Below are 22,440 nucleotides of genomic sequence, written 5' to 3'. Positions count from 1 at the left end.
GAAAGCTTCTCTCACCTATCAACCACTTATTTCACAAGCTGGATAAAAGATTTTAATTTCCCCGCCGCATGGACATATGCTCTCGCCGACGCTTCCAATACGTCTTGCGCGACACCAAAACCTGATACTTGATGCGTTCCTTCTTTTAATTCAACATGAACATGAGCTAGTGCGTCTTGACCTTGTGTAATAGATTGTATGCGATAATCCGCCAATTCACATTCTAATCCTAAAATTCTTTGAATTGCATTATAAATTGCCTCAATACTACCAGAGCCAGTAGCTGCATCTTCGTATACATTTCCTTCCTCATCTTTTAGCACAACTGTCGCGCATTGTGTACTATTTGATACGAAATGTACTTGCAGTTGCGTAATGGTATATTGCTGAGCTGCAAATGCTGCTTCACCAAGCATAAGTGCACGTAAATCTTCCTCCGTAATTTCCTTCTTACGATCAGCTAATTTTTTAAACGCTTCAAACACCGCATCTCGTTCTTCCTTTGTAAATTCATAGCCAAGCTCTTTCATTTTTTCTGTAAACGCGTGACGTCCAGAATGTTTTCCAAGTACAAATAGATTTTGAGATTCGCCTACTAGCTCTGGTTCAATAATCTCATACGTTGTCACTTCTTTTAATACACCATCTTGATGAATTCCTGATTCATGAGCGAATGCATTTGCTCCAACAATCGCTTTATTTTTCGGTACGACCATACCTGATAATCTGCTTACTAATGTACTCGTCGCTTTAATTTCTTTTAGCGTCATAGAAGACTCCGCTTTATAGAAATCTTTTCTAATATGAAGAGCAACTGCGACCTCTTCTAACGCCGCATTCCCTGCTCTTTCTCCAATTCCATTAATTGTTCCTTCTACTTGCAATGCTCCACCTTCAACCGCAGCTAATGAATTGGCTACAGCCATTCCAAGATCATCGTGACAATGACAAGAGAAAATTGCTTTTTCATATGAAGGAACGGATTCTTGTAAGTATTTAAAAAGAGAATAATATTCTTCTGGATTCGTATATCCAACTGTATCTGGAATATTAATTACATTTGCTCCTGCACGAATCGCAACTTCTACTGCCTCAGCTAAAAAATCTCTTGCTGTTCTTGTCGCATCTTCTGCAGAAAATTGTACTGTCGGAAATAACGATTTCCCAAGTGTAACCGAGCGATGAATACTATCTAATACATCTTCCTTTGACATACAAAGTTTATACTTCATATGAATATCACTCGTAGCTAAAAATACGTGTAGACGAGGAGATACAGCACCTTTCACCGCTTCATATGCTCTTCGAATATCACTTTCTTTCGCTCTAGCTAAACTCATAACTGTAGCATTTTGAATCGTATTTGCGATGCGTTTTACCGATTGAAAATCCCCTTCGGAAGCTGCTGCAAAGCCAGCCTCCATGACATTAATACCCAATCTCTCTAATTGCCTTGCAATTTGCAATTTCTCTTGTTCATTTAAATTCACTCCTGGTGATTGTTCGCCATCACGTAGCGTCGTATCCATGAACAAAATCTGCTTCATATTATTTGACCCCTGCCTTTACTCGCGGCTGTACGAAAGGCATCATTTCACGTAATTTACGTCCAACTACTTCGATTTCATGTTCATTCTCTTTCTCATTTGTAGCATGGAAATTCGGTTTTCCTGCTTTATGCTCTGCAATCCAGCCTCTTGCAAATGTACCATCTTGAATTTCGGCTAGCACTGCACCCATCGCTTTCTTCGTATCTTCCGTTACAACGCGTGGTCCTGATACGAAGTCGCCCCACTGCGCTGTATCTGAAACTGAATATCTCATATTTTCAAGTCCGCCTTCATACATAAGGTCAACGATTAGTTTTAGTTCATGTAAACATTCAAAATATGCAAGTTCAGGCTGGTATCCTGCATCAACTAGCGTTTCAAATCCAGCTTTTACTAGCGCAGTTACTCCGCCGCAAAGTACAGCTTGCTCTCCAAATAAATCTGTTTCTGTTTCTTCTTTAAACGTCGTTTCTAATACGCCCGCTCTCGTCGCTCCAATTCCATCAGCATAAGAAAGTGCCTTTTCAGTCGCAACTCCTGTCGCATCTTGGTATACGGCAAATAATGCAGGTACGGCTCCGCCTTCAGCAAACGTACGGCGTACAAGATGCCCTGGACCTTTAGGCGCTACTAGAAATACATCTACATTAGCTGGTGGTTTCACTTGATCAAAGTGAACATTAAATCCGTGTGCAAAAACGAGAGAATTTCCTGCCTGTAAATTTGGTGCAATTTCCGCTTCATATACTTCTGGCTGCAGTTCATCCGGTAGTAAAATCATTACTAAATCAGCCTGCTCCGTTGCTTCTGCTACTGTATATACAGAAAATCCATCTTCTTTCGCTTTATCCCAAGACTTACCTTTTCTTAAACCTACTACTACATCAAATCCGTTATCACGCAAATTTTGCGCATGCGCATGACCTTGCGAGCCATATCCGATGATTGCTACTTTCTTTTCTTTTAATACATTTACCGTTACATCTTTCTCATAATAAACTTTTGCCATTTTCATTTCCCCCTATATTTAAATGATTATTGAATTAACATAACTTGCTTATCTTGTTTTTTCATACTACGCGTAAATGCTGTTACACCTGTTCTAGCAATTTCTTTCAAACCGTATGGACGAAGTAATTCAATTAATGCTTCTACTTTCTCCTGCGTACCGGTTACTTGCACAACTATGGAATCCTTCCCAACATCTATTACAGCGGCTCGAAACGGTTCAATTAAACTATATAATTCTGCTCTTGCTACTGATGTTGCGACTTTAATAAGTGCAAGTTCTCTTGCGATCATCGCTTCTTCCGTAATATCTGATACTTTCAGAACATCAATTTGCTTATGAAGTTGTTTAATTAACTGCTCAACTTGCTGCTCATTTTCAACGTGTACAACAATCGTCATCCGTGATATGTCCGATGATTCTGTATGACCTACTGAAATACTTTCAATATTAAAATGCCTTCGTGTCATAACACCTGTAATTCGGTTTAACACACCACTTTGATTTCGAACTGTCGCTGTAACAATTCTCTTCACCTTTTTTCCACTCCCTCCATTTGGTGAACACCTTTCCCTGGCGCAACCATCGGCATTACCTTTTCTGATTGAAGTACACGGCAATCAATTACGACCGGTTCTTGTAATTCAATCGCATGCTGTATTTGCTTCTTTGCAAGAAGTGGATCATCTATGCGAACTCCTTTTATGCCATACGCATTCGCAAGAGCGACGAAATCTGGTTGACACGATAATAAAGAGTGCGAATATCTTTTGTTATAAAATTCATCTTGCCATTGTCTTACCATTCCTAAAGCTTCATTATTTAAAATAAACACTTTAACAGGTAAGGAGTGTTCTTTTAACACACTTAATTCTTGCAGCGTCATTTGAAATCCAGCGTCACCGACAATTGCGATAACTAGTTCATCAGGCTTTGCAATTTGTGCCCCAATTGCTGCTGGAAATCCGAAGCCCATCGTTCCTAATCCTCCAGAAGTTACCCATTTATCTGGGTTTTTCAGCGGATAATATTGTGCGGCCCACATTTGATGTTGCCCAACATCTGTTGTTACAATCGCTTCTCCTTTCGTAAGTTCATATAACATATCAATTGCGTATTGAGGCTTAATACTTTCCGAATTCCGTTTATAAGATAGTGGATATTTTTCTTTTCTACTCTTTAATAAGGAAAGCCAATTATGATGATTTTCTTTCCTTCCTTCCGGTTGAAGTAATACTTCCAACGCTAGCTTAGCACTTGCAACAATAGGAATTTCAGTCGGCACATTTTTTCCGATTTCTGCTGGATCAATATCGATATGCGCAACAGTCGCCTCTTTAGCAAAATAAGCTAAATTTCCAGTAAGCCGATCATCGAATCTTGCACCTATATTAATAAGTAAGTCGCATTCATATAACGCCATATTGGCTGTGTATGAACCATGCATTCCTCCCATTCCCAGAAAAAGTTCATCATCTGGCGGAAAGCCTCCAAGACCAAGTAAAGTATGCACAACTGGGATTTCATATTTACGAGCAAAACTTGTTAACTCTTTTGATGCTTTCGCATGCAATACACCTGCTCCAGCTAAAATTAACGGCTTACTTGCAGCACTAATTGCTTGTAATAATTTGTTTATTTGGAGTAGATTCGGTTCATAATTCGGGTTGTATCCTGGTAAATCCATTTGTACGTCATTACATCGTTCCCCTTGCTCTACCACCATATCTTTTGGAAGGTCAATAACGACTGGGCCTGGTCTTCCTGTTCTAGCAATATGAAATGCTTCTTTAATAATTCGAGGTAAATCTGAAGCTTTTCGCACTTGATAGTTATGCTTTGTCACCGGCATCGTAAGCCCCATAATATCCGCTTCTTGGAAAGCATCACTTCCAATTAACGTTGTTGCTACTTGCCCTGTAAATACAACAAGTGGTAACGAATCAATCATGGCATCTGCAAGACCTGTAATAACATTTGTAGCACCTGGTCCACTCGTTGCAATAACAACCCCTGGATTACCAGTAATTCTGGCATACCCTTCAGCGGCGTGAATAGCACCTTGCTCATGCCTTGTTAAAATATGCGGAATTTCACAGTCATAGAGTGCATCATAAAGAGGTAAAACAGCACCACCAGGATAACCGAAAATCACTTCTACTCCTTCCTTTTCTAGCGCTTCTAACAATAGCTGTGCACCAGTTGCCAGTTTCTCTTCCGTTTTTGAAGACATTGTTTTTATAAGCCCCCTTTTTGAAAACTTTTATCAATAAAAAAAATCCTACGTCCACACTCCAGCTATGTGCTGAAGGGACGAAAGATTTCGCGGTACCACCCTTCTTCGCAAGAATACTCTTGCCTCAGTGACCCATTAATGGGTCTAGCTAATAACGGAGCTACCGTCTAAGCCTAGACAAATGCTTCAGCTTAGCACTCAAGGGCGATGTTCGTCGACGTGAACCATCGGTTTTCAGCAACCACCGACTCTCTGTGAGGCTTCACAATCAACTACTCCTCCCTCTCAACGCTTTCTTATGTTATAAAAAGTTGTTATCCAACTTTATTTTCTTCGTAAATTTTCTCTCCATCTTCTATAACTAACTTTCGGAATTCTTCTAATAAACGATTCGTATGTGGACCTGTTTGCCCTAAACCAATCGTTCTACCATCTACTGTCGTAACAGCAATTACTTCAGCAGCCGTTCCTGTTAAAAATACTTCATCAGCTACATATACATCATGTCTTGTAAATAATTCTTCTCTAACGTCATATCCAAGTTTTTCACCGATTTCTAAAATAGCGTTTCGTGTAATACCTTCTAACGCTCCAGCAGAACTTGGTGGTGTAATTAATTTATTTCCTTTTACAATAAACACGTTATCTCCTGAGCCTTCAGCTACGTATCCTTGATCATTTAACATAAGTGCTTCTTGTACTCCAGCTAATTTCGCTTCAATACGAACTAAAATATTGTTTAAGTAATTTAGTGATTTTACTTGAGGCGACAAAACATCTGGACGGTTTCGGCGCGTTGCAACTGTTACAACCGGAATCCCTTTTTCATAATATTCTTGTGGGAATAAAGATAGTTGTTCTGCAATTACGACTACATTCGGTTTCTTACAAGAATCAGGATCTAATCCAAGATTTCCTGCACCTCTCGATACAACAAGGCGAATGTATCCATTAGATAATTTATTTTGTCGAATCGTCTCAACAACAATATTCGTTACTTCATCTAAAGAATATGGAATTTCTAACATGATGGATTTTGCTGATTCATATAACCGGACAAGATGCTCTCTCAAACGGAAAACATTACCGCTATAAACTCTAATTCCTTCAAATACTCCATCTCCATATAAATAACCATGATCATATACTGAAACTTTTGCTTCGTCTTTTGGAACAAATTCTCCATTTAAGAAAATCCATTGCTCATTCACTGGAAAGCGCCTCCTATGTTCTATGAATTTTTTATTGTTTCCTAGTTTACTCTCCTTTCTAAATAAATCAAGTGAATTTTTAGAAAATTTATAATTTTTAATCGTACGTACATCTTTGATTATATTGATTTGACAGCATTGTTAACGTTTACAAAAAGTCAAAAAATTTTTTTCGCCAAATTCCACTAAAAAAAATATTTGTTTAAAAGAAGGATTTTCATCAATTGATACGAATCTATTGTATTCAATAAACGGACGTCCGTTTTTATAAATTCGGGAATATACAACGACTTTTGCTGAAAAAGGGGGAAAATAAGAAAAATAACGCTGTCTAAAAATAACATTCATATTTTTCATCTCGCAATCATAATCCTATTTTTAAAAAACAATTTGTCAAAATGAAGGAGGAAATCAATATGGCGTGTGTACAAATTAAAGGAACGAGACAAGAGGTAGTAGAAATGCTTCAACTATTTGATCTAATGGATACGAAAGGTTTTTGTAAATTCGATAATTATGTAGAGGTAGAACCAAATAATAAAGAACATAATAATTTTATTGCTTCAATCGACATTCATTCAAATACTTCTTCCGCCCAAGATACTTTAAACGATCAATTCGTAAGTCAAATGCTTACTGGTGTATATAACGACTAAATAAAGTGAAATTTTAATCAGCGGGGGTTTTCTTCATCCCCCACTGATTATTAGCCCTCACCAATCGGACTTTAATGGGCAGCCCGATCCCCCGCTGAATTTTGAGGTAGGGGTCTTACTGCCCATTAAAGCGGGATAAAGTGATACGTTAATTAAGCTATCCTTCAATAACAGAATAAATATAGGCTTCCTACCGTCTTTGCATAAATATATGCGATGTACTTGAGCATACTAGCAACTAGATGGTAGGAGGTGAGAATTATGGCTAGAATCGGCGTTGAAAACTCATTAACAGATGTTCAACAAGCTCTTAAGCAACAGGGACATGAGGTCGTTACCCTTCACTCCGAACATGATGCACAAGGGTGCGATTGTTGTGTTGTAACTGGGCAAGATTCCAATATGATGGGTATTGCAGATACATCTATTAAGGGATCGGTAATTACAGCTCATGGTTTAACAACAGATGAAATTTGTCAGCAAGTTGAGAGCCGCACTTAAAAAAGAAAGAGGACTCCTTTTGAAAAGGAGTCCTCTTTTTTATATTCACCTAACGGGAAAGTAACATATACTGGATGAAAGCCCTACCTCTCTCTCATCATCACGGTTCCAATGACCGCTCCTTGATTCACTAGTATACCTATAAAGCCTACAATTATAATTTATAGGGTTTGTTCACAAAAGTTGTTGGTAAGACTACCCGATCTTTCGCAAACTTTTCGTATTATATTTATAAGATTTATTTACTTTACACTAGCTGTAACCGAGACACGAATTAAAATTTTAACACCAATACAATAACTTGTCAACATTTTTTACAAATTAAAAACAGACAGTAACGGTTTGTCTGTTTTAGAATGGAGCTTTTTCTTTTATTACATATACAACAAAACCGCTTACTAACATACATAAGCCAACTACTAAGTTTTTGATATTAATCATAAATTCCTCTCCCTTATTCCACACATCATATATATTTACAGTTCAATTATTCCGATCATCCTAAAGCGCACTTTTTCTAATATATCATAATTCCTAAAAAATGCAAGTTCACTTTTGGCGACCATTTACAAATTTATCTACAGTGCTTGGTACAGTATTTAAAGCCTTTTCAATTAAATGCGTACTACTATTGAGGTGCAATACTTGCACACCGTTAGAACCAACTACTAAAAAAGCAACTGGACTAATAGAAACCCCAGCCCCGCTTCCGCCTCCAAATGGATGACTTTGCTTGTTCTCTTTATGTTGCCCTTGTCCGTTATTATGTTTTTCAGAAATAAAATCACCTTTAAAATCACTTCCGCCGGCACCAAAACCAAAAGCCACTTGAGATACTGTTAATACTACATTTCCATCAGCCGTTGAAACTGGGCTTCCGACAATTGTATTTACATCTACCATCTCTTTTAAATTTGTCATTGCTGTTTTCATTAAATTTTCAATTGGATGTTCCATTATGTATTGCACCCTTTCCTTCTTATTCTTTTTTATACTTTCCAAAATAGAGGAAGTCATACTAACTTTTCCTATTTCAAAAAAACAATTTCTTCCTTCTAAATGGATATTACTTCCTGTACATACTCGGATAAAGTGAAACTTTAATCAGTGGGGGTTTTCTTCATCCCCCACTGATTATTAGTCCTCACCAATCGGACTCTTATGGATAATTGATCCCCCACCTAACTTCTTTGCTTTCGCTGAATTTTGAGGTGGGAGTCTTACTGCCCATTAAAGCGGGATAAAAAAGAAAAAGAGAAACATACTACTATTGAACCTTGTTATGAAAGGAGTCATGACTTTGACTGAGAAATTTGATGAGTATAAAAAAAGGGATAGAATAGATAGTGATTATAACGAAGAATATGCAGCTGAGGTTGCACCACAGCGCATTGATTATGATTACGATGAGAAAGATCATAAAGATGATGTAAGATCGTCGGCCGCTGGATCAACTGCTGGCTTTATCGCTCTTGCTTTATCTATCTTATCACTCTTTACCTTCCCAACATTATTTGGTCTTGTTTCTGTATTACTAGGGATTTATGCTTATAATCGCGGAGCTACTGTAACTGGTGGTATCGCTGCGATTGTCGGCGGAATTGCAGCACTCATTGCAATTTTATTCCGAGTAGCACTTATCGGATTATTGTTCTCCCTTTTTTAAAATGAAAAAGGTATCTCGCTTATGCGGGATACCTTATCCTGTAAATACATCTTCCGATGGATATTTAATTTTTTGTTTTGCTGGTCGCGCTAAAGAAAACACAAGTGTTAACGGTCCAATTAATCCACAAAACATAACAAACATAATAATGCATTTTCCAAACGCTGATAGCTTTGCAGTAATCCCCATCGTTAACCCTACTGTACCGAACGCTGAAATTGTTTCAAATAGTAACTGAATAAAGCTGAAGTTTTCTGTAAGCATTAATACAAATACAGCTGCAAAAATGAGGATTTGACTGGCAACAGCAATAGCTAACGCTCTCGTTACTGTCGACATTTTTATTGTGCGCTGAAATAATACGATTTCCTCTTTCTTTCTAAAGAAAGAAAGGACAGATGTAACTAAAATAACAAACGTTGTTAATTTAATCCCTCCACCCGTTGATACACTTCCTGCACCAATAAACATTAAAACCATCGTAAATAATATAGATGATTCTTCCATACCCCCGTAGTCAACTGTATTAAATCCAGCAGTACGAGGAGTAATACCTTGGAAAAAAGAAGCCCATAACTTTTCATTTAAAGGTAAATTCCCTAACGTCTTCACATTATTATATTCCAATACAAAAATCACAATCATCGCTATAACATTTAACGCTACTGTTCCAACAATCATAATTTTGGAATGAAGCGATAGTTTTCGAAAACTACGGCTATACCATATATCAATTAATACAGTAAAACCGAGACCACCTATTACGATTAAAGAGCAAATCCCTATATTAATAATAGGATCTCCTACATACCTTGTTAAGTTATCCGGCCATAGAGCAAATCCAGCATTATTATAAGATGCAATCACGTGAAAAATGCTATAGTATACACCTTTTCCAAAACCAAACTCTGGAATAAAGCGAAATGATAAAAAGATGACTCCAATCAACTCAATACAAATTGAAAATATAAAGACACGTTTTACTAATTTTACAAGACCACCTATATTTGTCTGATTAAATGCCTCTCCAATTAATAATCGATGGCGTAATCCGATTTTTTTACCTAATACCCAAACAATTAAAATGGCAATTGTCATAAGACCTAAACCGCCTGTTTGAATTAAAAACATAATAACAATCTCGCCAAACATCGTAAACGTACTTGCAGTATCTACTACTCCCAATCCCGTTACAGTTGCTGCTGACGTTGCCGTAAAGAAAGCATCTACCCAACTAATATGTACTTTCGTTGCGAATGGTAACTTTAATAACAAACCGCCAACCACAATTAAGCAGAAAAAACCTAATGCTAATATTTGTGGTGGATTTAATCGTATAAAACGATTATACAACCCTTGTCTTTTCGTTACTTCCATATTCACTAACTCCCTTTTTCTCCTCATAACTAAAAGCTTATAACAAACCTTACATAGCGGGATAAACCTTATATTCTCATAATATAGTTGAGCATAATCCTTTTTTTCATAGTTTTCAACTTTTATTTCATTTTATGACGAGACACTTTCTATTCTATTTATTCTCACTCTATAACTCTCGCAACAATCATGTTATATGTATCATTTCTCAAATCCTCATACCTTTCACTCTATGTTCACGCCAAGGTCACATCTATCTTTTATAGTATATGTATCGAAGTTGTTCCTCCCTAATTTATAAGACATTCCCCAGTGTCTTGAACAACTTCCATCCCTAATTAAATTGACATAAATTGTCCCCTTCCTTGACCATCTCTTATGTGATGGTCTTATTTTTTTGTCTTTATCCTTTATGTAAAACTCCCTCTCTCTTTCACTCTATGTTCACATCAAGGTCACATCCATCTTTTATAGTATATGTATCGAAGCTGTTCCTCCCTAATTTATAAGACATTCCCCAGTGTCTTTGAATAGCTTCCATCCCTAATTAAGTTGACATAAATTGTCCCCTTCCTTGACCATCTCTTATGTGATGGTCTTATTTTTTTGTCTTTATCCTTTATGTAAAACTCCCTCTCTCTTTCACCCTATGTTCACACCCCGGTCACATCCATCTTTTATAGTATATGTATCGAAGTTGTTCCTCCCTAATTTATAAGACATTCCCCAGTGTCTTGAACAACTTCCATCCCTAATTAAATTGACATAAATTGTCCCCTTCCTTAGGCCATCATTTGTGATGGTCTTATTTCTTTGTTTACTTTATCCTTTATGTAAAACTCCCTCTCTCTTTCACCCTATGTTCACATAGGGGTCACATCCACCTTTTATAGTATATGTATCGAAGCTATTCCTCCCTAATTTATAAGACATTCCCCAGTGTCTTTGAATGGCTTCCATCCCTAATTAAATTGACATAAATTGTCCCCTTCCCTAGACCATCCTATGTGATGGTCTATTTTGTTTTCTAACTAGATTTCCCGATTTTTTTGCTTACTCTAGCAAAAGCAATCTATATTTAAATAGATATTTTTATACAAAATATTCAGAAAATATTGTCAAAATAGGTAGTTTTTCGGTACAATTAATGTAGAAAGTAATTTCACAAAAATAAGGGGGGGTTATATTGAAACAAACAAAAGCAATCTTAATTGCATTATTTCTCGGTTTAGTTGTCGGACTCACTTTAAATTTAGCTGCACCATCCATTTTTGAACCATTAAATCAATATGTGTTCAATCCACTTGGTCAATTGTTTATTCGACTCATTAAAATGCTAGTTGTTCCTGTTGTGTTCATTTCTATCGTGCTTGGGGCTGCTGGGCTTGGAGACCCGAAACAACTTGGAAGAATCGGCTTAAAATCAATTTCATTCTTTCTTGTCACTACAGCCGTTGCCATTTCTATTGCAGTTACATTTGCACTGATTATACAACCAGGATCTGGTGGTAACTTTAAAACCGAAGGGCTTAAATATGAAGGTGCAAAAACCGAAACATCTTTCGTCGATACACTACTCAATATCGTACCAGATAACCCAGCAAAAGCGATGGCTGATGGAAACATGTTACAAATTATTGCTTTTGCCGTACTAATCGGACTCGGTATCGCTATTTTAGGAAAACGAGTTCAAGGTATCCATTCATTACTTGAACAGGGCAACGAATTAATGATGTATCTTGTTAATCTCGTTATGAAATTAGCTCCAATCGGTACATTTGGATTGCTCGCTTCATCCGTTGGTAAAATGGGTCTTGCAGGCGTCGCTGCGATGTTCAAGTATATGATTGTCGTTATGCTAGTACTTATTATTCACGGCGTCTTCGTCTATGGTGGATTATTAAAGGTATTAGCAAAAGAAAGCATTGTCCGTTTCTTTAAACATTTCGGACCAGTAATGGCAATTGGATTTAGTACATCTAGCTCTAATGCATCTCTTCCATTTGCAATGAAAACAGCACAAGAAAAACTTGGTGTTCCAAAAGCGATAAGTTCTTTTGTACAACCACTAGGTGCAACTATCAATATGGATGGTACTGCCATTATGCAAGGTGTAGCAACTGTGTTTATCGCTCAAGTATATGGAGTTGAGCTTACTATGTCCCAATTAGCTGTCGTCGTATTAACTGCTGTACTAGCTAGTATCGGTACTGCTGGTGTACCAGGCGTTGGACTTGTAATGCTTACGATGGTTTTAAATCAAGTAAATCTACCAGTAGAAGGTATTGCCTTAATTATCGGTATTGACCGTATTCTAGATATGTCACGAACAGCTGTAAATATTTCTGGCGATGCGATTTGCGCAATGATTGTCGCAAAATCAGAAGAAAAATATAATACGGATCAATCTGCAGCATCTTAAATCAAAAAAGGAGTGAAATGATTCACTCCTTTTTTGATTTACTTCCTTTTTTCGAACGATATTCTTTTCCTTTGTTATCATTACCAGTCTCAAATTCAGTGCTAAACTCTTGCTGAAATTGACCTGATTTCGGTGAGCCTTGATTTCCGCTCCCTTTACTACCATTTCGATTTGTCATATTTTTGCCCCCTTCCTTTACTAGTAGTATGTTACATATTTTCTTTTTTATAATCTTTTACATACGAAAGAAGACCTTCCTCATATAAGGAAGGTCTTCTCCTTTTCAATGTAAGCGTTTTCTTATTTATAACGAATTAAATAAGTTTTTTAGAAATAGATATCATGATATTCATTTCTTCTTCTGAAAGGGCGGAGAATCTTTCTTGTAAATATTTCTTTTTCTCCCCTTCCATTTTCGCAACCAAATCTTTTCCTTGCTCTGTAATCTCTAAATATACAACTCTGCGATCTGATGTAGAACGTGAACGGGTTACAAAGCCTTTATTAATTAATTTTTCTGTAACAGCTGTAATATGACTATTCGATACATTTAATTCGTTAGCTACACGTGATACCATTTCTTTATTCGTACGGTTCAATATTCTAAGGACGATGAACTCATTCCACGGTATGTAACCACCAAATATTTTTCCAATATCATTACGCAACGTGCGAAACATAGCAAACACATTTGTCGATAGTTCTTCCATTAATTGCTCTCGATTTTGAGACAATTTTGACAGCTCCTTTTATTTCATTTAGTTAAATAAAAACCTTATTAATAATTTTACATGAAATCTTACTTTTTGTCACCTTATTTTCCCATAATTCGTAGTTTTTTAATATACATTTCATGATACAATAAAATTAAATTTCCAAAAAAAGGAGATGAGGTAGTGAGTGAAGAAGAAAAATTTTCTAATCTTAATCTAAAAGATAAGACTTTGATTATTAGTTTTGTTATTCTATTTCTCATTATAATTTTTGCATTTATTTTCTTTGTATATGTAGGAATCTTTCATATGACAGGTATAGAGTATAGATCACGCACTGCTTTACTTCTATTTTTTTATTAATCACTTTCTTAGACGGTATTACATTCTTTATATTCGGTTTCCTCAAGGCGTTGCTATACCCAATGACAAGAAACATGCCAAATTGGCTGGCTATTACCCTTTTTGCAATCATTGAAATTACGTTAGATTGGTTCGTCATTCATACTGCCGACGATTGGATAGAGAGCGTACAACTGTCCAACATAGCTGAATTATGTGTCGTACTATTCTTTTTCCTAGTAAATACATTATTAAGCGACAAGAAAGAGTAAGAATACAAGCTTTTCTATATAAAAATTGGTACAATGAAAACAAATCATACTAAAGAGGTGTTACTTATGAACTTACAACAATGGGCTGATAAAGGTATGTCCTTTGATACATATGTGAATGAAATGAAAGTAAATCAATACGAGCTACTACACATTTACAATAACTTTTTAATTCCAAATGAATTACTTCCTGTATTAGAAGAACGCCAAAATGATGGCTGGCGTGTTATCGTATTAACTGCTGATTGGTGTGGTGACGCTCTTTTATGCGTACCTGTTATGAAACGAATTTCTGAAGTTGCAAATATTGATATGAGATTATTAATTCGCGATGAAAACTTAGAATTAATGGATCAATATTTAACAAATGGAACAGCACGTGCCATTCCAATCTTTATTTTCATTGATAAAGATGGAAATGAACAAGCCGTTTGGGGACCACGCGCTCCAAAAGTACAAGAATTAGTAACTTCTATGCGCGCTACATTGCCTGAAAAAGAAGATCCAACATTCGAGGAAAAACAAAAAGAAATGTACGCTAACTTCCGTGCTACATTAGCGGATGATACTTCTCTTTGGGAACATGTAATGGAAAGTATGATGGAAAAAGTAGTAAAATAAAAAAACTGCCGAACTCGGCAGTTTTTTTATTACATAATGAAGAAGAAATAGAATACCGCAGCTAAAATGAAACGGTAGTAAGCGAACGGTGTTAGTTTTACACGAGCTAATAATTTTAAGAATGAAACAATTGCAAGCATCGCAACAATGAATGCTGTAATAAATCCTGTTGCAAATAATGGGATATCAGCCGTACTTAATATATCCCAGCTTTTAATTAAATCTAAACCACTTGCAGCTACCATCATTGGTACTGCTAAAATAAATGTATATTCAGCCGCCGCTGTATGTGACACGCGAGCTAATAAACCACCACTTATTGTAGAACCAGAACGAGAAAATCCTGGCCAAAGCGCTAAACATTGGAACATTCCAATTGTAAAAGCTTGCTTATATGTGATTTCATCTAATGTTCTTGCTGTACTTGGTTTCGAAAACTTCTCAGCAACAATCATTAAAATACCACCAGCCACTAAACTGATGACAACTGGGCCTGGCCCAAATAAAACTTCTTTAATCGCACTATGGAACAATACGCCAAGTACGCCGGCAGGAATCATCCCGATAATAATATGTAATAAATTTAACGATGGTCCCTCTGTTACTTTCCCTATACCTACTAAAGACCATAGACGCTTCCAAAATATAACAACAACTGCTAAAATCGATCCCAATTGAATAACAACTTCGAAAACTTTCGCTCTCTCATCGTCAAATCCAAGTAAATGACCTGTTAAAATCATATGTCCTGTTGATGAAACTGGTAAAAACTCTGTTAAACCTTCAACAGCACCCATGATTATTCCAATAAACCAATCAGCCACGAGTAGTGCCTCCTTAATAACGAATATGTAATTTTTTCACACCTTATCATAATACCTTATCCCTTTTCAATGTGCATCCTTTTTTTATCGCTTCCATATGTTCGAAGCGCGTATTTCTTTTCTATTTTTTAATTAAATTGTATGATAGTGAGGGTTTGTTTTTATGCGGAAAGGGGCTTTTATGAAAGAAACTAATTCATTCTCACAAAAATTAAAGCAATTTGTATTACTATTTTTCCCGATTTTCGTAACACAAATGTCATTATTTGCAATGAGCTTTTTTGATACGACAATGTCAGGGCACGCGAGTCCTATTGATTTAGCAGGTGTCGCTATCGGAACAAGTATATGGCTTCCCGTTAGTACCGGATTAACAGGAATTTTAATGGCTACTACTCCAATTGTTGCGCAGCTCGTTGGATCAAAGAAAAAAGAGGATGTGCCCCAAGTTGTCATACAAGCAGTATATTTAGCAATTTGTGCTAGTTTCGTGGTCATCCTTATCGGTTTCTTCGCTGTTTCACCTATTTTAAACGGCATGCGCCTGGAAGAACCTGTGGAACGTATTGCGGCACAATTTTTAAGTATTATTGCAATTGGAATTATCCCTTTATTTACTTACACTGTTTTACGCGGATTTATTGATGCATTAGGAAAAACTCGCACAACAATGATCATTACATTACTATCATTACCAATTAACGTAGTATTAAATTATGTATTAATTTTCGGTCATTTCGGTTTTCCAAAACTCGGTGGTGTCGGAGCAGCAATTGCTTCTGCAGCAACCTATTGGTGTATTTTAATTATTACCGTTATTATTATTCGTACGAAAGAGCCTTTCGCATCTTTCCATATCTTTAAACAATTATATCGTCCTTCTCTTTCAAGTTGGAAAGAGTTCTTAAAACTTGGCGTCCCTATCGGATTTGCTATCTTTTTTGAAACGAGTATTTTCGCTGCAGTGACACTTATGATGAGTAATTTTAGTACGACAACAATCGCAGCGCATCAAGCAGCTATGAACTTCGCTTCCTTGTTATATATGACTCCTTTAAGTTTAGCAATGGCAATGACCATCGCTGTTGGATTCGAAGTTGGAGCAAAGCGATATAATAACGCAAAACAATATGGATTTATTGGAATTGGCTTAGCACTTGCATTTGCCCTATTATATTCAATTCTTCTCTACTTCTTTGATGATGAAATTGCTTCTATTTATACGACAGATATACAAGTACATCATTTAGCAAAAGAATTTCTCATATTTGCGATTTTATTTCAAATTTCAGATGCAATTGCAACTCCTGTACAAGGGGCACTACGTGGTTATAAAGACGTAAATGTTTCCTTAATTATGACATTAATCGCTTATTGGGTAATAGGTCTCCCTCTCGGTTACATATTAGCAACGTATACTGACTGGGCAGCAAAAGGATATTGGATCGGTCTTATTATCGGTCTAGCATTTGGTGCTATCTTCCTTCTTGTCCGTCTCTTTCAAGTTCAAAGAAAATATACAACAGAAAACCGCCGCTCATGATAGAGGGGCGGTTTTCTTTATGCATATTTTTTCTTTGAACGTATAACATAATGAAAAAGAAAGGTGGATACATATGGACGAAAAAGAAAAAAAGCAATCATTCGATGAAGAATTCGCCCCTGAAATTTCACCTGGATATCGACAAGATGTACATAAGCCACCTAAAAATAAAAACACTTCTTTTTTAATGGGTATTACCATTTTCGCTGCTGTACTACTTGTGCTTATCATTTTTGTTTATTTTTAAGGAAAGGTGACATATTATATGAAGAAACAAAATTCCAATCATACGAAAAGTACTGTAAAAACAGAAAAAGGGTATGCAGGTGATTCTGTTCTTACTCTGAAACAAGTCGAACAAGGAAATTTATATATTGCGCAAAAAGAACTTGGTCAACAAAATGAAAACCTTTAAAATCCCTCAAAGAACTGGGGGATTTTTTTATTGGCTATTTTTGACACTTATTCATGTTTCACTCTATTGTACATACTTTTTTTGTTCTAACACTTTAAATATATTATTAACCTTTACAATTTTCATTTCATAATTCAATTTCATTTCGCTTCTCTTACCATTTTCAGTACCCGCAACGTATGCTACAGTTTTATAGAGAAAACCTTCATCCGTCACTTCACTTATATCCTCGTTTATAAATTTATACTCTAAATCCTGAAAACGATTTGGATAATAATTTTCTATTAATCGGTCATACCCTCTATTTAAAAATATTTCTTCACCTTTTCGTTTCACATCTTCTTTATTATTAAACTCAAACACAGATAATTGCTCTGTCACAAAATGTTCTCCTACCTTTTTCATTTCATTATGAGTTAAATTTTCTATACTTTTGTTCTGTAATCCCTTGTTTAACCCGTACTGATCAATCGGTTTATAGTTAGCAAAAACCTCCTCTTTATATGACCAAAACAATCCAAAAGCGATACATAGAGAAATGATGAATAGTCTTTTCTTCGTAATACTCCCGCCCTTCTTCATAATGATAGTTATATTTTAACATATAGAAAGAAAATTCCGATATTATGAAGTGGAATAACTTAACTTGGAAATGAGGAACAATTATGGACTCTTACAAACAGTATATAAAAGAAGCTTTGCCTAATCTTTCTATACATTCCTATAAACAAAATGAAGAAGGCTGGGATAATGTAGCGGTTATCGTAAATGATGAACTACTGTTTCGTTTCCCTCGAAAACAGGAATATGCAATGCGCATTCCGTTAGAAAAAGAACTGTGCATCATTCTCTCTCATTCGCTACATGAAATTGAGGTTCCACAGTATCGCCTATTATATAGAAATGATGCTGATGCGGTTCCACTTTGTAGCTACTATACACTCATTCAGGGTGAACCATTAAAAACAGACATAGTAATCAAACTTGAGGATAAAGAACTAAAAACTATTATTACACAATTAGCTACCTTCCTTGCAACCCTACATAGTATTCCTTTAAAACAAGGTACAACGTTAGAACTCCCTGTTGAAAAAACACTTACCTACTGGAAAGAGCTACAAGCTAATTTAAATCAGTATGTTACTAATAGTTTTACTTCGTTACAGAAATCATCTTTAAATCGGTTATTCGAAAATTTCTTTACTTTTATCGATACAACCACTTTTCAAAATACAATTATTCACGCTGATTTTACACATCATCACATTTTATTTAATAAGAAGAACAAAAACATTTCAGGGATTATCGATTTTGGTGATGCTCAAATTGGCGATCCTGCTTTTGATTTTGCTGGGCTATATTATGATTTCGGACGTGAATTTACTACATCAGTTTATGAACACTACAGTACGCTTATTTCACACGATGACCCATTACTCATTCACCGCATCACGAGTTTTTATCAATACAGTCCTTTACTACATACTATTATTTATAACTTTGAAACAAAGAATGAACTTGCATTCCTAGCGGGTACAGAACAACTGAAATTAATACTACAGGGATGAGATTACATTCTCTCCCTATACTCTCTCTCCTCATACATCATTAACTTTTTATCCATTTCAACAATGACTTGATACAGTTGAAATGCTTGTAAAATTTGCAGTTGAATTCCAAAAGGAGCATTCTGTTCTTTTAACCATTGAAATACTTTCGTTTCATCTTTCATTGATTATTCCTCCCTTTATCCCGCTTTAATGGGCAGTAAGACCCCCACCTCCAAATTCAGCGAAAGCAAAGAAGTTAGGCGGGGGTCGGGCTGCCCTTAAAAGTCCGATTGGTTCAACTAATAATCAGTGGGGGATGAAGAAAACCCCCACTGATTAAAGTTTCACTTTATTAAAATCTGCTACAAATATACGGTAAATGATGAAAAGCTTTTCATGTCAATAACAAAAAAGGATGCAACATTGCATCCTTTAATGTACGATATTTTGCTTCTGCTTCGCTTCTTTCTTTACTTCTTCCCCTTGGCATTCGCTACGAAATGCACAACTTATACACTCAGAACGAAAATGACGCTCCGTATAATGCTCAGGTTGTTGCAACATTGCTTTCATTCTAGATAAATCAGCCATTCCATTTATAATATCTTCCTGTTTCGGAACGTACTCGTACTTAGTTCCTTCTATTAAATTAATAACTTCAATTTTTCCGGGAAGAATGCCGAAAGCTTTATAACTGAATACTGTCATTAACTTTTGACAAAGAGCAAGCATTTCCTCATCCGCATCGATAACATACTTTTTAATTACAAACGACTCAGTACTCCACTCACCAACTTCTAATGTCAATGACATGTGGACACCTAACTCTTCCATATATGTTTGAAATTTTTCATATAAAAATAACGGCGGTGTTTGACTATCATCTCTTTCAACAAACTGTAATAAATGATCCGTTAACTTCGCTAATACAATATAATACTCCGTCTTTGAAGCAAACATATTAATCCTGACTTTTTTCCAATACTTTTCTATTAATATTAAAAGTACGATTTTCGTTTGTTGGCCCGCAGGTAGTGTGTAATATTCGTTAATAATTCGATTCACAATCATTTGTGCGATTTGTTGCCATTCAAACGAAGAAGGTTCTCTTCTTTTTATATGACGAAAATAAAATTTATGCGGACAACGCATAAAATCATACAAATGATAATCTGTCATCGTTTTGATTGCGATTTTCTCATGCACTTGCTCTTCATCTCCCTTCTGCCATTAAGAAAGGTGTTTTACAAATTCAGCTCCAAACTGTAAACATTTTTCTACATCTTCATCTTCTGGCGTTAATTCTACTTTTAGTCCTTCTAACACAACTGCCGCTCCGCGCTCTTGTAGCTTTTCTATTAAAATATCAACCGCCACGCCGTATTTCGGATAAGCTGAATCACATGATCCGAATACTGCTGCTTTTTTCTCAGTTAAATCAATAGAATCCATTGCGTCATAAAAATCTAAGAAATCATCAGGAAGATCACCATCTCCCCAAGTGTAAGCACCTAAAATAATTCCATCATACTGTTCTAGTATAGAAGCTTCTGGTGAATCCATAATATCGATAACTTCAATTTCATTTTCCGTTTCACGAATGGCACCTGCAATATGATCAGCCATTTCCTCTGTATTTCCACTCATACTTGCAAAAATCATTACTAACTTACTCAACTGTATCTCTCCTTTTACCTTGTATCTCTTTTTCTGTTGGAAGTGTACTCTTCTCATCTACATATTCAGAACGAATTACATTTCTTTGCCATTCCATATGCTGATCAACATCTTTATTTTTATCTTTTAATCCCCTCCGCAGAAGGTGAAAATTTTTTCTCATTAACATGTCGCACCCATCCTATTGATAATAATTATCAATTTCAACTACCCTTAGATTAATTGACAGTGATTATCAATGTCAATAACTATTTTTAAAAAAATGATGAAAATGTACAAGCTTGTCCGTTAGCTATTCATATACTATAAATGAGCATAGTTCTTTCTCAGCCCTCTCTGACGGAAAGAAATAAAAGCAACTGCGATAGAGCGCAGTTGCCTTTTTTTATACTTTTCTATGATTTTAGTAGTCTTATCGCTGTCTCTAAAAATAATTCCACTCCATAAATTAAAGCTGATTCATCTACATCAAATTTTGGATGATGATGTGGATAACAAGTACCTATCTTTTCATTCCCCGTCCCCAATTTAATGAAGCAACCCGGTGCCTTTCTTAAATATGCTGAAAAATCTTCTCCTCCCATAGAAGGTTCAAGCTTCACAACACGCTCATTCCCAAACAAATGTAGTGCACTTTCTTCTACTACTTTCGTAATATATTCATCATTAATAACAGGATCATATCCATATCGATACGTATATGTATACTCCCCTCCATGTGCCTTTATAATGCCTTTTACGATTTTCTCAATTTTCTCCTCTGCTTCCACCCTTAACGCTTGATTAAATGAACGAACAGTTCCCATTAAAGTTGCTGCACTAGGAATAATATTATCAGCCATTCCCCCATGAAACTGTGTAACTGAAACAACTCTTTGCATGAAAGCACTTGTATTCCTTGATACGATATGTTGTAAATTTGTAATAATCTGCGCTCCGATAGCAATAGGATCTATCGTTTCTTCTGGCCTCGCCGCATGCCCTCCTTTCCCTTGAATTTCAACTGTGAATACGTCTGGTGCTGCCATCATCGGTCCATACGCAATCCCTATCTTCCCGCTCTCAAGTCCTGACATAACATGTAAACCTATTACATAATCCACACCATCCATCACACCTGCCTCAACCATTTCTTGTCCGCCGCCAGGATACACCTCTTCTGCGTGCTGAAAGAAGAGACGAATCTCACCTGCAAAATCTTCCTTTATATGTGATAGCACTTCTGCTGTACTTAACAAGATAGCTGCGTGAGCATCATGCCCACATGCATGCATCATTCCTTTATTCACAGACGTATAAGTTTTCCCTGTCTCCTCTTGAATTGGTAAAGCATCTATATCAGCTCGAATCGCAATCACTTTCCCTTGTTCCGTTCCTCTTTTAATTGCTAGTACACTATACTTCGTCGGTCTCGTTACTTCAAAAGAAGAAAATGAACATAATGTATCATATATAAATTGCGAAGTTTCTTTTTCATGAAATGATAATTCCGGATACTTATGGAAATGCCTTCTCCATTTCACGATATTTTCTTCTGAAATAAGACTCTTCCACACTCTATTCATGATAATTTCCTCCTTTTAAAAAGATTTAGAAACTTAAAGTTTGTTCACTCTCTACCAATTAATTAGTAACAAATCTTATATTTTCACGTATTCTTTTAGTCCACTTTTATGTATTCACACAATCCACTTTCTTTTTACATGTCAAACCCGTTACAAATTGATGCTGAATGTAATATAATTGCTAAGTTAGGGATTTTCTTTTTTAGTATTTAGTGCTAATATCAGAAAAGAGCCTTTTGACTTATTTTTACCTAAAATGTGGAATTTTGTTTTTTTCACAATAATGTAGG

At 36.0% G+C, this 22,440-nt stretch carries 27 protein-coding genes, 1 pseudogene and 1 other annotated feature; of the genes and pseudogenes, 10 read left to right on the top strand and 18 right to left on the bottom strand.

Going from position 1 to position 22,440, the window contains the following annotated elements; genetic code table 11:
* Window positions 1-26 precede the first annotated feature (26 nt).
* The 6 genes from leuA to MHB74_RS07280 form a co-directional block, all read right to left on the bottom strand.
* Complete coding sequence (gene leuA, locus MHB74_RS07305) at window positions 27-1,547, bottom strand: 2-isopropylmalate synthase (RefSeq protein WP_061678662.1); 1,521 nt, start codon at window positions 1,545-1,547, stop codon at window positions 27-29.
* A 1-nt stretch (window position 1,548) separates the two neighbouring features.
* The gene (ilvC, locus tag MHB74_RS07300; protein ID WP_061678663.1) at window positions 1,549-2,559 is read right to left on the bottom strand and encodes a ketol-acid reductoisomerase; all 1,011 of its coding nucleotides are present in this window, start codon (window positions 2,557-2,559) and stop codon (window positions 1,549-1,551) included.
* Between the two features lie 26 nt (window positions 2,560-2,585).
* Window positions 2,586-3,095 carry an acetolactate synthase small subunit gene (gene ilvN / locus MHB74_RS07295; protein ID WP_000822948.1) on the bottom strand — a complete coding sequence of 170 codons (510 nt, stop codon included), beginning with the start codon at window positions 3,093-3,095 and terminating at the stop codon, window positions 2,586-2,588.
* Complete coding sequence (gene ilvB / locus MHB74_RS07290; RefSeq protein ID WP_061678664.1) at window positions 3,092-4,792, bottom strand: acetolactate synthase large subunit; 1,701 nt, start codon at window positions 4,790-4,792, stop codon at window positions 3,092-3,094. Before ilvB ends, ilvN begins: the two co-directional genes overlap by 4 nt.
* A gap of 73 nt (window positions 4,793-4,865) precedes the next feature.
* Window positions 4,866-5,093, bottom strand: a binding site (T-box leader).
* 16 nt (window positions 5,094-5,109) lie between these two features.
* Window positions 5,110-6,006: a branched-chain-amino-acid transaminase gene (ilvE, locus tag MHB74_RS07285; protein WP_001005497.1), complete on the bottom strand. Its 897-nt coding sequence runs from the start codon at window positions 6,004-6,006 to the stop codon at window positions 5,110-5,112.
* 141 nt (window positions 6,007-6,147) lie between these two features.
* Complete coding sequence (locus tag MHB74_RS07280) at window positions 6,148-6,363, bottom strand: hypothetical protein (RefSeq protein WP_071722330.1); 216 nt, start codon at window positions 6,361-6,363, stop codon at window positions 6,148-6,150.
* Between the two features lie 59 nt (window positions 6,364-6,422).
* On the opposite strand from MHB74_RS07280, the gene MHB74_RS07275 reads away from it, so the two are divergent.
* On the top strand, window positions 6,423-6,662 hold the full coding sequence (locus MHB74_RS07275; RefSeq protein ID WP_000752504.1) for a DUF3911 family protein: 240 nt from the start codon (window positions 6,423-6,425) through the stop codon (window positions 6,660-6,662).
* A 261-nt stretch (window positions 6,663-6,923) separates the two neighbouring features.
* Window positions 6,924-7,163: a YkuS family protein gene (locus tag MHB74_RS07270; protein WP_061678665.1), complete on the top strand. Its 240-nt coding sequence runs from the start codon at window positions 6,924-6,926 to the stop codon at window positions 7,161-7,163.
* A 351-nt stretch (window positions 7,164-7,514) separates the two neighbouring features.
* On the opposite strand, the gene MHB74_RS07265 is transcribed toward MHB74_RS07270, so the two are convergent.
* Both MHB74_RS07265 and ytfJ read right to left on the bottom strand, forming a co-directional pair.
* Complete coding sequence (locus MHB74_RS07265) at window positions 7,515-7,604, bottom strand: hypothetical protein (protein WP_000608225.1); 90 nt, start codon at window positions 7,602-7,604, stop codon at window positions 7,515-7,517.
* Window positions 7,605-7,712: 108 nt separating this feature from the next.
* On the bottom strand, window positions 7,713-8,180 hold the full coding sequence (gene ytfJ, locus MHB74_RS07260) for a GerW family sporulation protein (protein ID WP_061678666.1): 468 nt from the start codon (window positions 8,178-8,180) through the stop codon (window positions 7,713-7,715).
* A 265-nt stretch (window positions 8,181-8,445) separates the two neighbouring features.
* Between ytfJ and MHB74_RS07255 the strand changes: the two genes are divergently transcribed.
* Entirely contained in the window at window positions 8,446-8,829 is a 384-nt protein-coding gene (locus tag MHB74_RS07255; RefSeq protein WP_141658068.1) for an imidazole glycerol phosphate synthase, read from the top strand.
* Window positions 8,830-8,862: 33 nt separating this feature from the next.
* Here the strand turns inward: MHB74_RS07255 and MHB74_RS07250 are convergent, their stop codons facing one another.
* A complete protein-coding gene (locus MHB74_RS07250) occupies window positions 8,863-10,206 on the bottom strand; it encodes a TrkH family potassium uptake protein (protein ID WP_000454120.1) in 1,344 nt (447 codons plus the stop codon).
* A gap of 1,186 nt (window positions 10,207-11,392) precedes the next feature.
* Here MHB74_RS07250 and MHB74_RS07245 point away from each other — a divergent pair.
* On the top strand, window positions 11,393-12,628 hold the full coding sequence (locus MHB74_RS07245) for a dicarboxylate/amino acid:cation symporter (protein WP_061678898.1): 1,236 nt from the start codon (window positions 11,393-11,395) through the stop codon (window positions 12,626-12,628).
* 22 nt (window positions 12,629-12,650) lie between these two features.
* Here MHB74_RS07245 and MHB74_RS07240 read toward each other — a convergent pair whose 3' ends face one another.
* Both MHB74_RS07240 and MHB74_RS07235 read right to left on the bottom strand, forming a co-directional pair.
* The gene (locus MHB74_RS07240; RefSeq protein WP_000184933.1) at window positions 12,651-12,806 is read right to left on the bottom strand and encodes a hypothetical protein; all 156 of its coding nucleotides are present in this window, start codon (window positions 12,804-12,806) and stop codon (window positions 12,651-12,653) included.
* A gap of 136 nt (window positions 12,807-12,942) precedes the next feature.
* The gene (locus MHB74_RS07235; RefSeq protein ID WP_000081442.1) at window positions 12,943-13,362 is read right to left on the bottom strand and encodes a MarR family winged helix-turn-helix transcriptional regulator; all 420 of its coding nucleotides are present in this window, start codon (window positions 13,360-13,362) and stop codon (window positions 12,943-12,945) included.
* A 162-nt stretch (window positions 13,363-13,524) separates the two neighbouring features.
* On the opposite strand from MHB74_RS07235, the pseudogene MHB74_RS07230 reads away from it, so the two are divergent.
* A pseudogene (locus tag MHB74_RS07230) lies at window positions 13,525-13,955 on the top strand (regulatory YrvL family protein).
* Between the two features lie 33 nt (window positions 13,956-13,988).
* The gene (locus MHB74_RS07225; RefSeq protein WP_002070995.1) at window positions 13,989-14,576 is read left to right on the top strand and encodes a thioredoxin family protein; all 588 of its coding nucleotides are present in this window, start codon (window positions 13,989-13,991) and stop codon (window positions 14,574-14,576) included.
* A gap of 29 nt (window positions 14,577-14,605) precedes the next feature.
* Here the strand turns inward: MHB74_RS07225 and uppP are convergent, their stop codons facing one another.
* A complete protein-coding gene (gene uppP, locus MHB74_RS07220) occupies window positions 14,606-15,400 on the bottom strand; it encodes a bacitracin resistance undecaprenyl-diphosphatase (protein ID WP_061678897.1) in 795 nt (264 codons plus the stop codon).
* A gap of 181 nt (window positions 15,401-15,581) precedes the next feature.
* On the opposite strand from uppP, the gene MHB74_RS07215 reads away from it, so the two are divergent.
* From MHB74_RS07215 to MHB74_RS07205, 3 genes are all read left to right on the top strand, one after another.
* Window positions 15,582-16,943, top strand: coding sequence for an MATE family efflux transporter (locus MHB74_RS07215; RefSeq protein ID WP_061678896.1), 1,362 nt, complete (start codon window positions 15,582-15,584; stop codon window positions 16,941-16,943).
* A gap of 73 nt (window positions 16,944-17,016) precedes the next feature.
* Entirely contained in the window at window positions 17,017-17,190 is a 174-nt protein-coding gene (locus MHB74_RS07210) for a hypothetical protein (RefSeq protein WP_000343557.1), read from the top strand.
* Between the two features lie 18 nt (window positions 17,191-17,208).
* Entirely contained in the window at window positions 17,209-17,358 is a 150-nt protein-coding gene (locus tag MHB74_RS07205) for a hypothetical protein (protein WP_061678895.1), read from the top strand.
* A 63-nt stretch (window positions 17,359-17,421) separates the two neighbouring features.
* On the opposite strand, the gene MHB74_RS07200 is transcribed toward MHB74_RS07205, so the two are convergent.
* On the bottom strand, window positions 17,422-17,940 hold the full coding sequence (locus MHB74_RS07200; RefSeq protein WP_061678894.1) for a hypothetical protein: 519 nt from the start codon (window positions 17,938-17,940) through the stop codon (window positions 17,422-17,424).
* A gap of 83 nt (window positions 17,941-18,023) precedes the next feature.
* Between MHB74_RS07200 and MHB74_RS07195 the strand changes: the two genes are divergently transcribed.
* Window positions 18,024-18,926, top strand: a complete 903-nt coding sequence (locus tag MHB74_RS07195) for an aminoglycoside phosphotransferase family protein (protein ID WP_061678893.1) — start codon at window positions 18,024-18,026, stop codon at window positions 18,924-18,926.
* A 2-nt stretch (window positions 18,927-18,928) separates the two neighbouring features.
* On the opposite strand, the gene MHB74_RS07190 is transcribed toward MHB74_RS07195, so the two are convergent.
* The 5 genes from MHB74_RS07190 to amaA form a co-directional block, all read right to left on the bottom strand.
* Window positions 18,929-19,090 (bottom strand): hypothetical protein, encoded by a 162-nt coding sequence (locus MHB74_RS07190; protein ID WP_016088745.1) that lies wholly within the window; start codon window positions 19,088-19,090, stop codon window positions 18,929-18,931.
* Between the two features lie 250 nt (window positions 19,091-19,340).
* Window positions 19,341-20,114: a hypothetical protein gene (locus MHB74_RS07185; RefSeq protein WP_061678892.1), complete on the bottom strand. Its 774-nt coding sequence runs from the start codon at window positions 20,112-20,114 to the stop codon at window positions 19,341-19,343.
* Window positions 20,115-20,138: 24 nt separating this feature from the next.
* Window positions 20,139-20,585, bottom strand: a complete 447-nt coding sequence (locus MHB74_RS07180; RefSeq protein WP_061678891.1) for a flavodoxin — start codon at window positions 20,583-20,585, stop codon at window positions 20,139-20,141.
* Window positions 20,578-20,754 carry a hypothetical protein gene (locus tag MHB74_RS07175; RefSeq protein ID WP_061678890.1) on the bottom strand — a complete coding sequence of 59 codons (177 nt, stop codon included), beginning with the start codon at window positions 20,752-20,754 and terminating at the stop codon, window positions 20,578-20,580. Before MHB74_RS07175 ends, MHB74_RS07180 begins: the two co-directional genes overlap by 8 nt.
* A gap of 226 nt (window positions 20,755-20,980) precedes the next feature.
* Window positions 20,981-22,150, bottom strand: a complete 1,170-nt coding sequence (amaA, locus tag MHB74_RS07170; protein ID WP_061678889.1) for an N-acyl-aliphatic-L-amino acid amidohydrolase — start codon at window positions 22,148-22,150, stop codon at window positions 20,981-20,983.
* Window positions 22,151-22,440: the final 290 nt, after the last annotated feature.

The organism is Bacillus sp. FSL K6-0069, assembly GCF_038007785.1.
GTDB lineage: Bacteria > Bacillota > Bacilli > Bacillales > Bacillaceae_G > Bacillus_A > Bacillus_A mobilis.
This window is presented reverse-complemented; position numbering and strand designations above follow the sequence as displayed.

Excerpts from the sequence above, each read along its gene's own strand:
- MHB74_RS07205 (WP_061678895.1), top strand. The coding sequence starts at position 17,209 with ATGAAGAAACAAAATTCCAATCATACGAAAAGTACTGTAAAAACAGAA.
- MHB74_RS07225 (WP_002070995.1), top strand. The coding sequence starts at position 13,989 with ATGAAAACAAATCATACTAAAGAGGTGTTACTTATGAACTTACAACAA.
- MHB74_RS07265 (WP_000608225.1), bottom strand. The coding sequence starts at position 7,604 with ATGATTAATATCAAAAACTTAGTAGTTGGCTTATGTATGTTAGTAAGC.
- MHB74_RS07275 (WP_000752504.1), top strand. The coding sequence starts at position 6,423 with ATGGCGTGTGTACAAATTAAAGGAACGAGACAAGAGGTAGTAGAAATG.
- leuA (WP_061678662.1), bottom strand. The coding sequence starts at position 1,547 with ATGAAGCAGATTTTGTTCATGGATACGACGCTACGTGATGGCGAACAA.
- MHB74_RS07215 (WP_061678896.1), top strand. The coding sequence starts at position 15,582 with ATGAAAGAAACTAATTCATTCTCACAAAAATTAAAGCAATTTGTATTA.
- MHB74_RS07210 (WP_000343557.1), top strand. The coding sequence starts at position 17,017 with ATGGACGAAAAAGAAAAAAAGCAATCATTCGATGAAGAATTCGCCCCT.
- MHB74_RS07190 (WP_016088745.1), bottom strand. The coding sequence starts at position 19,090 with ATGAAAGATGAAACGAAAGTATTTCAATGGTTAAAAGAACAGAATGCT.
- amaA (WP_061678889.1), bottom strand. The coding sequence starts at position 22,150 with ATGAATAGAGTGTGGAAGAGTCTTATTTCAGAAGAAAATATCGTGAAA.
- MHB74_RS07195 (WP_061678893.1), top strand. The coding sequence starts at position 18,024 with ATGGACTCTTACAAACAGTATATAAAAGAAGCTTTGCCTAATCTTTCT.
- MHB74_RS07280 (WP_071722330.1), bottom strand. The coding sequence starts at position 6,363 with ATGAAAAATATGAATGTTATTTTTAGACAGCGTTATTTTTCTTATTTT.
- MHB74_RS07240 (WP_000184933.1), bottom strand. The coding sequence starts at position 12,806 with ATGACAAATCGAAATGGTAGTAAAGGGAGCGGAAATCAAGGCTCACCG.
- ytfJ (WP_061678666.1), bottom strand. The coding sequence starts at position 8,180 with ATGACTTCCTCTATTTTGGAAAGTATAAAAAAGAATAAGAAGGAAAGG.
- ilvC (WP_061678663.1), bottom strand. The coding sequence starts at position 2,559 with ATGGCAAAAGTTTATTATGAGAAAGATGTAACGGTAAATGTATTAAAA.
- MHB74_RS07270 (WP_061678665.1), top strand. The coding sequence starts at position 6,924 with ATGGCTAGAATCGGCGTTGAAAACTCATTAACAGATGTTCAACAAGCT.
- MHB74_RS07250 (WP_000454120.1), bottom strand. The coding sequence starts at position 10,206 with ATGGAAGTAACGAAAAGACAAGGGTTGTATAATCGTTTTATACGATTA.
- MHB74_RS07175 (WP_061678890.1), bottom strand. The coding sequence starts at position 20,754 with ATGTTAATGAGAAAAAATTTTCACCTTCTGCGGAGGGGATTAAAAGAT.
- MHB74_RS07200 (WP_061678894.1), bottom strand. The coding sequence starts at position 17,940 with ATGAAGAAGGGCGGGAGTATTACGAAGAAAAGACTATTCATCATTTCT.
- MHB74_RS07255 (WP_141658068.1), top strand. The coding sequence starts at position 8,446 with ATGAAAGGAGTCATGACTTTGACTGAGAAATTTGATGAGTATAAAAAA.
- ilvB (WP_061678664.1), bottom strand. The coding sequence starts at position 4,792 with ATGTCTTCAAAAACGGAAGAGAAACTGGCAACTGGTGCACAGCTATTG.